We start from the raw sequence: 14,087 nt of genomic DNA on the forward strand, positions 1-14,087 counted from the left end.
CATGCAACTATAAAAAATTGCAATACCGAAATGTGGAAGCGCTTTGATTACATGCCCTTGAATAAATAAAAAAGGGAATTCACACCCTAACAGTGAATTCCTTTTTATTTTTAAACCGCTTCTATAAAACGGGGAGGATGAAAATGCCGATAAGTCAGCAAGATAAATTAACTTTATTAATCGATATATTAAACAATCACCAAATGGATTGTTGTGGATCTGTATCAGAATGTGAACAACTTAAAAGGCTTGTAAAATCTTTAATGGCGCATCGAGAGCTAAATCATCATGCACAACCGGTATTAGAAGAAATTTATTATTACAGCCAGCACGGTGCACAAACATCCCAATTAGACAATCATATTGAAGCTCATCAGGCCGAGCTTTCACAATGGATCACTGAAATGAATCAATTCCTCTAGTTTGCATAAATGTTCTTTAAAAAATGAAGCCACTTCTCCATTTCTTGAGTACGGTGTTTATTTTTGTGCCATTGAATGGCAGTTAATGTTTGAGCAATGACATACCATTTCATTCTGAGTAGTAAATCATCCGTTAATGACCGGCCATAGCGCTCAACCCAAGAAGCCCATTCCACCTTTGGGATATACCAATATAAAAGCATACCAAGGTCGATGGCTGGATCCGCAATCATAGCCCCATCCCAATCGATTAAAAACAGCTGGTTGTTTTCTGTAAGCAGCCAGTTGTTATGATTCACGTCGCAATGGCAAACGGTTTTTTCATCACATTGGATATTGACAAGCTCTTTTTTTAGGAAAGCTACAGAATCAATCACGATTTGCTCCTGTTTTAGCTCCCCGTCAATTTGCTCCTCTATCATACGCAATAGCATATTTGGATACAATGCGGATTTGCCCAGCCTTTTTAACATGCCAAGAAGTGGCTTTGAACTATGAATTTTCTTTAATAGTTTTGCCACTCGTTCATTATTCATTTCTGCTTGTTCAAGCTCTCTCCCATTCATCCATTGCTGGGCGGTAACGACATCACCGTTTTCGAGCCTTTTTGTCCAAACAAGCTTTGGAACGATTCCCTCAGCCGATAATACTGCGAGAAAAGGAGACGAGTTCTTTTTCAGAAATAATCTTTGCTCTTCATGCTTCGCATAAAAAGCTCTCCCTGTTTCACCACCAGCTGGGACGATCTCCCATTCTTGTCCAAATAAATGTTCCAACATTGTTCACCTGCAATATAGTAAAGCCATTTATGCAAATAGCTATTTTAGATAAAGCATAAGCCTATCGTGATGATTAACATAAAGGCTACTAACTGCTTTTTAAGCATTACAATTAAGAAAAGCGCAGGCGCCTTGCTCACCCTCAGGCATAGCATAAGACAAGTTGGTAGGAAGGTTGCTTTTTACCTTCATGACAACTTGGCATATGACCTCGAGGTCGACAAAAACGCGACATCCTCTCAAAAGCTTCACTTTTGGTCGTGCGATAAGTACGCTCCCGAAGCGTTCCTTTTCCGACACTAGTACGTCCTGTACGTCGGGGGTAGGCGCTGGAGCTAGAAATTAGAAACAGAATGCGGACTAGACAGCAAGCCCGCCATTCAAATATATTTTAATCATTATTCGTATATTTAATAAAAGAAAAAAAGCTATTGTTTCATCATTCTCCCAATAGCTATCCTTTTAAATTTTATCTCTTACGGGCTTTTTTCGTCAAGCCTATTTATTTAGGATTTCCAAACAATTAATTTCTAACAAACTAATACATAGGAGCTGACAGGCATTAGCTCAAGTGACTCATGTTTAATGAGTCGAACTGGAACTAAGCCAGCTTGATTATCATCAGCAAGCATTTGCCAAACTCCTTTAGGTACCCGAAGCGTCTGCTTAACTTCAGAAGGGTTAAATAGGACAATAATCCGATTCCATTTCCCAAACTTATTAACTTCATCAAGAATAAATCCTATGACTGGATTTTCAATCGGCAAGTATGAAAAATGCTTTCGAATGAGGGCCGCATTTGAAAATCGGAAGGCTTGATGAGACTTGCGGATTCTAATGATCCCGTTAATATAATTAACATGATTAGCATTTTTAGCTTTCCCCTCCCAATCAAGAAAGTTAATTTCATCTGGCGATCGATAGCTATTGCCGATTCCTTTTTTTGTTCGAAAGAATTCTTGCCCGCTATGCAAAAAGGGAATTCCTTGTGCAAGCAGCACCATCACAGTTGCCAAGCGGTGCTGACGCTTTTTTATTATTTCATCCTTTTCAGAAGAGCAGACTAAAATTTTATCCCATAGCGTGTGATTATCATGTGACTCTACATAATTCACAGACTGGCAGGGCGAAAGAAAAAGCCCTTTTTCCTTCTTCTCCAAGCCTATGCTGCCTGCAAGGACTTGCTTTGCAGATTCATAATAATGGACATTTCCGAGTGCATATCCTTTATCATATAAATTAAAAGTACTGCCCTTAATTGTATCCCTGAACCAATCATTGAATTGGCCGATACCCGGAAGGCGTTTTTGATTATTAATATTTGCTTTCGCATCCGGCGGAATGGGCGTGTTCAAATCCCATCCTTCTCCTATAATAATGGCTGATGGATCTACTGAATGGACAGTTTTCCGGACTTCATTCATTGTCTGAATATCAAGAATGCCCATTAAATCAAAGCGGAACCCATCTACTTGATATTCACTTAGCCAATACATGACGGAATCAAGAATAAACTTCCTTGCCATCAATCGCTCAGAAGCAAAATCATTGCCAACTCCTGTTCCGTTCGAGGGAAAGCCATACTGATCATGGCGAAAAAAATAGCCAGGGACAATTTTTTCGAAGCTTGAGGTTTCCCAAATATACACATGATTATAGACGACATCCAAAATGACTCTTAACCCTTGGTTGTGAATAGCTTGAATCATAGCTTTCAATTCCATAATTCTCGCATACGGATTAGCAGGATCCGATGAATAGCTGCCCTCTGGCACGTTAAAATGAAGAGGGTTGTAGCCCCAATTATAATCATCATTTTCTCCTCTTTTATCAACGCCTGCAAAATCATGCAAAGGGAGGAACTCAATATGGGTAACCCCAAGTGCAATAGCATACGGTAATCCTGTTGTGGCACCGTCTAGTCCCTTTGTATTTATCTCAGCTGCACCTAAGTATTTCCCTTTTTTTATCACTCCACTGTTTGGATGAATCGTAAAATCTCGAATGTGGGTTTCGTAAATGATGGCATCTGTTGGCTGTTCTAGAGGTGGAAGAGGAGGTTTTCTTGTTTTTGTTTTCTGCAAATCAATAATTACACCATACTCACCATTCATACTAACTGAATTGGCATACGGGTCCACAGCCTCTCGCCATTCTAAATTAATACAAAGGAGAAGAGAATACCGATAATTCTCAATATCCCGCTCAATCGTAAAATACCAAACACCTTTCTTGCTTCTTATCATTTCGTGGATTTCTTGCTTCCCGCTCTCGGCAGCAATGAGATTCAGTCTGACCTTTGTTGCTGTTGGCGCCCAAACTTTAAAGCTTGTTTTCTCCTTCGAATAGGAAACACCGAGAGGACCTTCATAGAAAAATGCCTGATCGAAAGCGTCTGTTCGAATGACTGCTCCCATTTGCAAATCAGTTTTTCCGCCATATTCATCCACGACCCAATATTGGCTGCCAATCACAGGATCCGCTTCAAGCCGACAAATATACTTCATAGATTGTTCTAATGGGATGCGTGAAAGAATCTCAACCTTTGAAAATGGCTGATTATGATGATCTATCATTGAAAAAGAGGAGGAATGACCTTCATAATAGCTAAATGGAATCAAAACAGTCAAAATTCTCATCTCATCAAGATACGCGAAAAAATGACGTTCAATAGGATTCATTGGTCTTTCCCTCCTCTTCATTCATTATATTGTTCAGTAACACCGGCAGATGCTTTTGATAGGCTGTAATTGTGACTGGAGTGGTACCGATATCTTCGCCGTCCGCATGAACACACAAAGGACGGTTAGAAGAAATATGCACACTTCTCCCTGTAAACGACGCGACCTCTTTAAATCTAGTATGGCCACCCCAAAAGACGGTTATAAAAACAAATAATAATTTTATTTTTGATAGCTGATGGACAATCGTAATATTTAATATCCCATCAACTGGAGAAGCATGAGGAGAGATTTTCATTCCTCCTCCATAGAACGGCTGATTTGAAACAGCCACAAACCAGGCTGAACGATAGGTGCGATCGACTCCATCAACCTTTAATGTAATGTTTGTTGGTTTATAGAAAAAGAGATTTTTTAATAAAAAATAGACGTAAACAAATTTCCCAAGAGAGAGGCGATTGAATATCCGCTTCATTTTCGATTTGTTGACTTCCTTGGCAATCAAAGCATCAAAGCCGGCACCTATATTATTAATAAAATAAAGTTCTTTTTTCTCCTCGTTCGTAATTTTGCCAATATCAACTAAGGTAGTATGATCTTCATCAGAATGTAATAGCTCCATCAGTGCCTTAGTTGGCTTTCTTGGAATATGAAATCCTCTCGAAAAGTCATTTCCAGATCCTCCGGGAATAAAAGCAATATGAATATGAGGAAAGGAGACTGCGCCGTTCATTACTTCATGCATCGTTCCATCCCCGCCAACGGCCACAATCACCACTTTTTTTCCTTCCGTTTTGCTTCCGATCGTTTGTACAATTTCTTTCGCGTGACCTTTATATTCAGTAAAAAAAGCCAAATAGGAAACCTGCTGTTCAAGGAGAATACTTTCAAGCTTTCTCCATACCTTTTGACAATACCCATTTTTCGCTTGAGGATTAATGATAAAATAGATACTATTCATAAAATCAACCTTTAATATATGATCGAGGTTTTAAGATTCTTCCGTTAGCTCCCACTCAAGCCTTCTTATCGATGTCGTTTGGCAGTATTGAAGCAAGGCTTGCGCCCCTTTAAGCTGATTATGCTTTAATGGGGAACGAAGATTCCTCATATTATGAAACCATTCTTCATAATTCCGTTTTTCAATGAGCTGAATATCGAAAGGAGCAGCAGGAAAATCAATATAGCCATTTCTGCATAAAACCGCTTTATAAATCGGCAAGTCAATTTCAATCATATTAAAAATTTGCTGAACAATTTTACCGGTTCGATTTAAGGCTAATAGTGGATTTAACACCTTTTTCTCCGCTCCATTGCCGCGCTTTTCCCAAAATCTTTCTTTCGAACCGATAAAAACAGCAAGATCTTCTTCCTCAAGAAAGCTTATACACCATACACCAGTAGGGGTTACAATGATGGTTTCCAATTCAACGGGAGCCTTCTTTAACAAAAAAAGCGGCGAATATAAAACAAGAAATGTATCTGGAAAACGCTGAAGTAAATACTTTAGTTTTTCATCATAATAAAACCTTTTATCTGTAAAAGATTTTTCCGTGAGAGTGGAACTCGCCCATTTCATTTGAAAACGGAAGATTTGATCAAGAAATTGATGTTTGAGTTCTTCTTCTGTATCTGGCCGATAAGAAAAATTCGCTTGAAATTCCGAACTCTCCTCCTCTGGATCATCTTTAGCGGCGTTCTCTTCTTCTAATTCAAACAACTCTTCCTCTTCTTTTTCATTTCTTCCGAATTTCCATAATCCCTTCAATCGATGCATCAATGGCTGCTTTCCGTCATCTAACCAATCTGGAGCTTCCTGCACGATTAGCTGAGGAGCTTGAAAGCTAGCAAAATCTTTGTCCTCCCAAGCGGTTTTTAATTTATTCCATTGTTGCTTTTTTAGTCTGACATATCGAGAAGGATATAAATAAATATCTTGTTCATATCGCGAAACATAATCTTGTAACTTAATTAACTGTCCCATTATTTATCTGTATTTACCCCTTTTTTCAAATTATTAAGCCTTTGTATATTTAATTTTATTCCTCACCTAATGAAAAGATTGCTTTTCTTTCATATTTTGGTGTTTTGTCTAAATGTGTTTGATATAAAACTACTTCATTAGCCATAAAAGTTAGTGGAGAATCCTTAAATGGATTGTTTTCATTTAATAAGACCGGTCGGAAAGGAGCGTCTCCAACCCATTTTCTTGCTAACGTAATATGAGGCTTAAATGGTCTTGTCTCTAATTCAAAGCCTGCTTGCGTACAAGCTGAAAAAACAATATCCCGAATCGCGGAAAGCCGCTGGTCTTTATATGTGTCAGCCCAAAATATTCTTGGTGTATCTCCTTTTCCAAAAACGCCAATCTGATTAATATGGAGAGGAAATATCTTTTGTCCAGCTAGTCCTTTCTTGACAAACTCCTCGGCAGCATGGAGCTTTTCCTCTTTTGCCGAGCCGAGAAATGCCAGCGTAATATGAAAATCTTCATGATGAACCCACCTCTGAAAGGGAAGTTTCTCTTTTAATATCGAACATTCTTCCTTTAATTTTAGCTTTGTTTCCATAGGCAAACTAATCGCAAAGAAAAAATGTGTTTTCTTTTCCATTTGATCCTCCAATAGATTAGTGACGTGTTAACTTATTTTAGCAAATGAACATAAAAAGAGACAGCTGTCCATGATTCTTAGCTGTCTCTTTTATATTACATTTAACCTTTATCAGTTATTTAAACATCCACATTCTTCTTCAATGGCTTTTTTAAATAATTCCTGGATTTGTCTCGATACAGCACCAGGTGTACCGTCTCCAACTTTTTCACCCGCGATTTCGATAATAGGCGTCACTTCGACAGTTGTGCCTGAAATGAATATTTCATCAGCTGATTTAAGCTCCTCTAAAGAGAATTCTCTCTCCTCTACAGGAATATTATTGTTTCGGCAAACTTCAAGTACTTTCTGTCTCGTAATTCCGTTCAAGATCAGATTGTCGGCTGGATGTGTAATGACCTTCCCATCTTTAATAATGGAAACATTCGATGAACTACCTTCTGTTACAATATCTCCGCGATGCTGAATTGCTTCAAAGCAGCCGGCATCTACCGCTTTTTGCTTTGCCATAATATTTCCAAGAAGGTTAAGACTTTTAATATCGCAAAGCAGCCAGCGAATATCTTCAACTAAAATTGTATTGACGCCTTTTTCCATATTCCGGGCAGGTCTGTCAACCGATTTCGTATTAGCTACAAAGGTTTGTGCTACATCAGTCGCGGGGTAAGCATGATTTCGCGGTGCAATTCCCCTAGAGACTTGCATGTAAATGGTTCCATGCGTGAGTTGATTTTTAGAAATTAATTCTGTAAGCATATCTTTAATTTCTTGTACAGAATATGAAATCTCCATACCGATTTTCTTTCCGCTCACCATTAAACGCTCTAAATGCTCTTTCGCTGTAAACATTTTTCCATTATACACGCGAATAACTTCGTATACTCCATCCCCAAATTGATAGCCGCGGTCTTCCATATCAATCTTTGCGTCGGAACGATTAATAAAATCTCCATTTATAATGACGTACTCCATATTTATCGCCTCTTCCCCTTCACTAACTTTGGAGCAATCTTAGCAAAAATTTCTGTTATTTGGCAAGCTCAAAAATCGCTTGTGCATAGATTGCCGTTGCTTTTAACATATCTTCAATGATAATATATTCATCCTTTTGGTGGGCAATATCCTCTCTTCCAGGAAATAGAGGTCCGAAAGCCACTCCTGATTGCAAGGAACGTGCATAGGTGCCACCCCCGATAGAGAGCAGCTCAGCCTTCTCTCCTGTTTGCTCTTCATACACCTTTTTCAGCGTCTGAATTAAAAAGTCTTGCTCATCTACATGATGGGGCTTCGAGTCTGTGAAATTCTCCATTGAGAAACCTTCCTCTTTCAGAAGACTTTCAAGCTTTTCTTTTGTTTCCTCCATCTTATTTGTTACAGGGTAACGAAGATTTAGACCTAGTCTCCCACCCTCCTGCCCCGTATAGATGAGCTTCCCGACGTTAATCGTTAAATCACCTGTTATATCATCTGAATACGCAATTCCGAGCTTCTTCCCTCTAGAATCTTGCCAAAAATAATTAGATACAAATTGAAAATACTTATGTGCTTTTGAATCGATTTTTAATTGAGTTAAAAATTCAGCCATAAAAAGTCCGGCATTTTTTCCTAAATTCGGCTCCATCCCATGTGCGGAAATACCCTCGGCTTCTAAAATTAATTCCCCATTTTGCATGTAATATTTCCCTTTTATTTCATACTCCTTAAGAAAATCGGTATATTTTTGAATGATTTCAATAGATTGCGAACGTACGTCCAAAGCGGCCTTTGCAAAATCAGGAACCATATTATATCGCCGCCCAGCTTGAAAGTGAAGAACTTCTACTTGAGCATCCTCACTACTCAATTCTTCTGGAATTTGTACAAAGTCGAAATCCGAAATCCCCTTTTCAGCATAAATAATTGGAAAATCAGCATCTGGCGCAAAGCCCATTGCCGGCATTTCTTCGTGCTTGAAATAATGTTCCACACATCGCCAATCACTTTCTTCATCCGTGCCAATTATCATACGCACACGGCTTTTAAGTGGAAGTCCTAGCTCTTTTACAATTTTCATTGCATAATAAGCTGCCATTGTCGGTCCTTTATCATCAATCGCACCGCGGGCATACATTTTTCCATCGCGTATTTCAGCACCGAATGGATCGCTTGACCAGCCGTCTCCTTCAGGCACTACATCGACATGGCAAAGAATCCCGACAATTTCATCCCCTTGCCCAAATTCTAAATGCCCCGCAAGATTGCCAACATTTTTTGCCGTAAATCCATCTTCCTCACCAAGCTCTAGCATAAAGTCAAGTGCTTCCTTTACTCCAAACCCTAATGGCGCATCATCTGTTGCATGTTCTTCATCTAACACACTCTTTATTTGTAAAAGCTTTTTCGTGTCTTCTAGTAAGGCTTCTTTTCGTTTTTCAACTTCTTGTTGCCAGTTGATCATATTCATAATAGTCCTCCTTTGTTTGACATGTATCGTCGTGTGAATTCTGTTTTATTATATCTCTCTTTTTATTAGAACACACTAGAGGAATTAGCGTCCTATCATTCCTGATCGTAAGCCAAATTGAGCAAATAACAAAGGGTTTCTATATTTTGCTAGGTAACTTAAAAAAACTGCCCTTCAAATGAAGAACAGTTTTCCGCGTTATTGTTTTAATAGGTTGATTAAGTCTTCGCTGCCATAATCAACAGCATAATCATAAGCTGTATTGCCTTCTGAATCCTTATAGCTTGGATCAGCCCCGTTTTCTAACAGCAACTTGGCCATCTCAACATCGTCATTATATACTGCGTTGATGAGCGGGCTAGCCTCATACGTATCAATGGCATTCGGGTCTGCGCCATGTTCAAGGAGCATTTTAGCTGCATCTATGCTGCTATTATAAACAGCCCACTGAAGGGCAGTTGAACCTTCTGAATCTTTTTCGTCCACATTGACGCCATCTGCAAGAAGGGATTGAATGGTTTCTATGTCATTTTCACTTGCGGCATTCATAAGAGGTGTTGCCCCTTCAATGCCTGATGCCAATTCAGTCCAAAAGTCCATTTTTTCAATGACTTTTATACCGACAAAAGCTCCTGCAGACAAAATTACAACCGCCACTCCGGCGCCAATGATTCCTAGCCAAACCTTACCTTTTGGTTCTTTCAGCTCTGTCGTAGATTCTTCTGAGAAAAATCGTGATAAGGCATAGATTCTTTTTGGCAAATGAGGATGAGTGGATAATTTCTCATTTAACCAGACAAAAAAGCCGTGTTCTGTTTGCAGCTGTTCCATATATGCCTCTTGATTGACCTTCGGATATAGTTCTTTGCCAATTGCAAACATTGTTAATGCATCTTTTGCTGCATCGAATGATTGAATATAAAAGGCTGCATAACGGTCACAAGTATATTCACACGCCCTTAAATAGGCATTTCCGAGAAACGGAATCCACATCGCTGGTAAAAGTAAAAAGCTAATAATTACATGTTTTCTTTTTATATGGGCAAACTCATGTGCAAGAACGAACAATACTTCCTTATCTGCATTTCGTTCAATTAACTCAAAAATCCCTGAATAGAGAACAACCATATTTTTTCTGAAAAAGCGTGTAGCAAAAGCATTCAACACACCTTGAGACTCAATGACATAAATATCAGGCATGGATTTTAACTCCATATCCCTTGCCGTTTTTAATGCCTTCTCATACAGCTCTGGAAACTGCTTTTCACTAATCTTCACACCGTTCCGTCTAATGCCGCCCATCATTAATCCATGCAGCACAACAGATAAAAGAATGAGTATACCGATAATAATTAGGCCAACAATCGAAAAAGCAAAAAAGATATACGTTAAAATACTAAATAAAACAACAAAGCCAAAATAAATATTTTCTTTCGTATTTACGAGCTGATCCCGCAAAGATGATTCCTGCAAATTCTTCAATCCTTTCAATTTTCCATTCCTCAGAATTTTGGGACATGGGGTCAGGTTCCTTGTCCCACCAAGGTTTGATTATAAAGTAATATAATCTGACAGGATACGGGAAGTTTATACCATTTCGAATTTTCCGAACATAGGACAAACCCTTGATATCATAAGGTTTATTAAGGGTCTCGCTTTGTTAAACTTTTGTAAATTATACAACAAGGTAGAAATTGGAGAAAAATAAGGGTACAATGTAAGTAGAGGATGATATTTTAGTAAAATGAATGTCATTTGAAAAGGAGATGGCTGCGGAAAAGAAAACCTACATATGCTTGAAGAACCCGTTTCTTCGGGCCATGCTGTCAGTTGCAGGAATTGCCATTGGTTTGAAAAAAGGATAGGGAGTGGTTCGTATGAAACCTTCAACTAACCGGATGTTAAACCGTATCAAATCCGTCTACTTGTTTATTAGTAAACACGGAACTGTAACAACAGGGGAGCTTGTAGAGGAATTTGGAATAACTCCTCGCACCATTCAAAGAGATCTAAATGTTCTTGTTTATAATAATCTCGTGAAAAGTCCTAGCCGTGGTAAATGGACCACAACGCAAAGAAAAGTGAAAATATCATCTTAAATATACGGTAACTAGGAAAAAAATCGCCAATTAAGGCGATTTTTATTTGACTTCGTATTCGATTAACTCTGTAATTTCCCCATCTGTCAATTCTCGATATTCCCCGAGCTCCAATGATTCATCCAACTTGAGCGGTCCCATTGAAATTCTCTGTAAATAAATGACTCGCTTCCCGACTGCCTCAAACATTCTTTTTACTTGATGGAACTTTCCTTCCATAATCGTCAGTTCAATATCAGACGTTAATCCAGATTTAATAATCTTTAAGTCTCCTGGTTTTGTATGATATCCATCATCCAATATGACGCCTTTCTTAAAAGCGTCGACATCCTCATCCGTTACTTCACTATTAATAACAGCAAAATATGTCTTTGGTACATGCTTTTTAGGCGATAGTAGACGGTGAGCCAACTGGCCATCGTTTGTCAGTAGCAGGAGCCCCTCTGTATCTTTGTCTAAACGGCCAACAGGAAACGGCGAAAACACGAGGTCCTCCATCTCTAACAAATCGAGAACCGTTTCATGCTCTATATCCTCTGTCGCCGAAATCACTCCTTGCGGCTTATTTAACATTAAATATATAAATTCCTTATATTCAACGATTTCTCCGTTCACAGTTACCGTATCTTTTTCTGGATCTACATGCTGTTTAGCATCTTTTACTTTTTTTTCATTGACCTCAACTACGCCATCTTTTAGGAGCTTCTTAACGTCCTTTCGACTGCCGTAGCCTAAATTGGAGAGCATTTTATCAATGCGCATAATCATCCCTCTTTTTATAGTTTCAAAACTTCATCGATCTTTCGCCTCCCATTATAAAATAACATTGTATTTCGTACAAATTGTACAAGTCATTTATCTCTAATGCCTCCCTTTTGAAAAATAACTTTAAGCATGATTAAATAATCTAGTTCACGGCATGTTAAATGCGTTGCTTTTACCATGGACAGCCAGTTTTCAACTTCATGGGAAATGTAAGTGCGTTGCTTTTACCGGGGACAGCCAGTTTTCAACTTCACGGGGAATGTAAGTGCGTTGCTTTTACCGGGGACAGCCAGTTTTCTCGTTCACGGGGAATGCAGGTAAGTTGCTTTTACCGCGGACGGCGATTTTTCACCTTCACTGGAAATGAAACAAAGCCCTACCTAAAAGGTAGGACTTTTCAAAAAAGTATGTTTTGAAATTTAGACTATTTACTCTTCTTCCCGTCCCCATTTAGGAACGCAGCCTAAATTTCTTCATTAACCGATCGATCTTTTGACCAAATAGGAAATAAGCTAGTTTCGTTTTTAAGCTTAAGGAGAAATAAATGCCTGCACCAACGATAGCACAAATTAGTACAATGATCAGAGCTTGGAAGCTAGAGGCAGGTGATAAAAATGCTGTAAGAATCTTATATGTTATTCCTGTCCCGACGAACATGAGTAATGTAATGAGGACGACTAGAAGCCCTCTTCTCCAAACAAGCTTAAACGGATACTGTGCGTATGTTTTAATAACAAATAAATTAATGGTGATCGCCGCTACATAACCGATTGCAGTCGCTAGGACAGCACCGTTCGTTTCAAATATTTTAATAAGGGGAATATTTAAGCTTAGTTTAAGCAATAAACCGACTAGCAAGCTTAAGACCGTAAATCGCTGCTCATTGATCCCTTGTAAAATAGCCGCCGTTACTAGGAAGTATGCGAACAAAATGGCAACTGGTGCGTATGTTCTTAACACCTCTGTTCCTAGCTCGCTATGTTCATAAAACAATGTAAAAATTGGCTCTGCTAACATCGAAAGACCGATAACTGCTGGGAGTGTTAAAAATAATACGACTTGGAACGCTTGATTTAATTGATGGTTCAAACTAGGACGGTCCTCGTCAACAAACGCCTTTGTAATGGATGGGACTAATGTTAGCGAGAACGCGGTTGCTAGTGCAACTGGGATGATAACCAACTTATGCGTTTGCATTGTAATAACAGCAAAAGCGGTTTCAGCTCCAACGTCATCATACCCGATCGATATCATCGTATTAATAAACGTAAACTGATCGACAAGTTGAAAAAGCGGGTTGGCAATCCCCACAAAAACGAATGGGGCAGCATAAATAACGATTTCTTTATACATTTCTTTTAAAGAAATATCTACTGTTCCTTTATCATGCAAAAGGAGATCATTTAAATAGGATCTTCGTTTATACCAATACCAAATTAAACTAAACAATCCTCCAATTGCACCAATAAATGCGGCAAAGGTTGCGACACTTACTGCTTGAGTAATTGTTCCATTCATAAAATGAAGAACGACAAAAGCACCCGCTAGCACAAAGGTAATTCTAACAATCTGTTCGATGACCTGAGAGACTGCTGATGGTCCCATTGATTGGTGCCCTTGGAAAAACCCCCGGATCAAGCTCATGATCGGAACAACAATAAGGGCGAAACTAACAGCCCGAATAACGGTCGTCACATCTTTTACATTTGCCTCAACTTTAGATGTACTCATTTCAGCAATGAATGGAGCAATAAAATATAATGCAAGGAATGAGAGGAAACCAGTACACATCATGATGATTAACCCTGATTTAAAAAGCTTTCTCCCGACTGCGTATTCATCAATAGCATTATACTTTGAAATAAATTTAGAAACCGCAAGTGGGATCCCACCTGTCGCTATACTAATAAAAATTGTATAGGGGATATAAGAAAATGCATATAATGCCTGTCCTTTACTCCCAACAATATGGTAAAACGGAATGACATAAAACAACCCTAGAAGCTTCGAAATCATCGTACCTAGAGTTAAAATAAACGTTCCTCTTAAAAGCTTTGATGACATAGATGATTATCCCTTCCTTTAAAAGAAAAGCGTAGGCGCCGGAGCTAGACAATAGAAAAAAGCAAAGCTATTTTTTGCACACTATTTGTAGTTTACTCTTCTTTATGAAGGATTGCTACCTATAGATTTGTTTAAAGATAAAATTTCACCTAAAAAATCGAATAATAGCAAAAATGGTTTAACGCTTCATTTATCGTTTATAATGAGTAGATGCATAGATTG

The 14,087-nt window shown here is 38.6% G+C and carries 12 protein-coding genes; 2 read left to right on the forward strand and 10 right to left on the reverse strand.

What is annotated here, in order from left to right; genetic code table 11:
• Positions 1 to 143 precede the first annotated feature (143 nt).
• Positions 144 to 422: a YtzH-like family protein gene (locus tag F7731_RS04830; RefSeq protein WP_151533622.1), complete on the forward strand. Its 279-nt coding sequence runs from the start codon at positions 144 to 146 to the stop codon at positions 420 to 422.
• Here F7731_RS04830 and F7731_RS04835 read toward each other — a convergent pair.
• The 8 genes from F7731_RS04835 to F7731_RS04870 form a co-directional block, all read right to left on the reverse strand.
• Positions 419 to 1,198: a phosphotransferase family protein gene (locus F7731_RS04835; protein ID WP_151533733.1), complete on the reverse strand. Its 780-nt coding sequence runs from the start codon at positions 1,196 to 1,198 to the stop codon at positions 419 to 421. The genes F7731_RS04830 and F7731_RS04835 overlap by 4 nt on opposite strands.
• Before the next feature lie 533 nt (positions 1,199 to 1,731).
• Positions 1,732 to 3,882 (reverse strand): type I pullulanase, encoded by a 2,151-nt coding sequence (gene pulA, locus F7731_RS04840; protein WP_151533623.1) that lies wholly within the window; start codon positions 3,880 to 3,882, stop codon positions 1,732 to 1,734.
• Positions 3,869 to 4,843, reverse strand: a complete 975-nt coding sequence (locus F7731_RS04845) for a diacylglycerol/lipid kinase family protein (RefSeq protein WP_151533624.1) — start codon at positions 4,841 to 4,843, stop codon at positions 3,869 to 3,871. The genes pulA and F7731_RS04845 overlap by 14 nt, the downstream gene beginning before the upstream one ends.
• 30 nt (positions 4,844 to 4,873) lie before the next feature.
• Entirely contained in the window at positions 4,874 to 5,866 is a 993-nt protein-coding gene (locus F7731_RS04850; protein ID WP_151533625.1) for an NERD domain-containing protein, read from the reverse strand.
• 55 nt (positions 5,867 to 5,921) lie between these two features.
• Positions 5,922 to 6,494 (reverse strand): RNA 2',3'-cyclic phosphodiesterase, encoded by a 573-nt coding sequence (gene thpR, locus F7731_RS04855; protein ID WP_151533626.1) that lies wholly within the window; start codon positions 6,492 to 6,494, stop codon positions 5,922 to 5,924.
• A 111-nt stretch (positions 6,495 to 6,605) separates the two neighbouring features.
• Positions 6,606 to 7,466, reverse strand: a complete 861-nt coding sequence (gene dat, locus F7731_RS04860) for a D-amino-acid transaminase (protein ID WP_151533627.1) — start codon at positions 7,464 to 7,466, stop codon at positions 6,606 to 6,608.
• A gap of 55 nt (positions 7,467 to 7,521) precedes the next feature.
• Positions 7,522 to 8,937, reverse strand: coding sequence for a dipeptidase PepV (gene pepV / locus F7731_RS04865; RefSeq protein ID WP_151533628.1), 1,416 nt, complete (start codon positions 8,935 to 8,937; stop codon positions 7,522 to 7,524).
• Positions 8,938 to 9,135: 198 nt separating this feature from the next.
• Positions 9,136 to 10,428 (reverse strand): M48 family metallopeptidase, encoded by a 1,293-nt coding sequence (locus tag F7731_RS04870; protein ID WP_246197128.1) that lies wholly within the window; start codon positions 10,426 to 10,428, stop codon positions 9,136 to 9,138.
• 386 nt (positions 10,429 to 10,814) lie between these two features.
• Here F7731_RS04870 and F7731_RS04875 point away from each other — a divergent pair, with 386 nt between their 5' ends.
• Positions 10,815 to 11,036 carry a DeoR family transcriptional regulator gene (locus F7731_RS04875; protein ID WP_151533629.1) on the forward strand — a complete coding sequence of 74 codons (222 nt, stop codon included), beginning with the start codon at positions 10,815 to 10,817 and terminating at the stop codon, positions 11,034 to 11,036.
• A gap of 42 nt (positions 11,037 to 11,078) precedes the next feature.
• Here F7731_RS04875 and F7731_RS04880 read toward each other — a convergent pair whose 3' ends face one another.
• Positions 11,079 to 11,798, reverse strand: coding sequence for a pseudouridine synthase (locus tag F7731_RS04880; protein ID WP_151533630.1), 720 nt, complete (start codon positions 11,796 to 11,798; stop codon positions 11,079 to 11,081).
• 453 nt (positions 11,799 to 12,251) lie between these two features.
• Positions 12,252 to 13,865 (reverse strand): putative polysaccharide biosynthesis protein, encoded by a 1,614-nt coding sequence (locus F7731_RS04885; RefSeq protein WP_151533631.1) that lies wholly within the window; start codon positions 13,863 to 13,865, stop codon positions 12,252 to 12,254.
• Positions 13,866 to 14,087 lie beyond the last annotated feature (222 nt).

Origin of the sequence: Cytobacillus depressus, from assembly GCF_008923245.1 — a bacterium.
Lineage (GTDB): Bacteria > Bacillota > Bacilli > Bacillales > Cytobacillaceae > Cytobacillus > Cytobacillus depressus.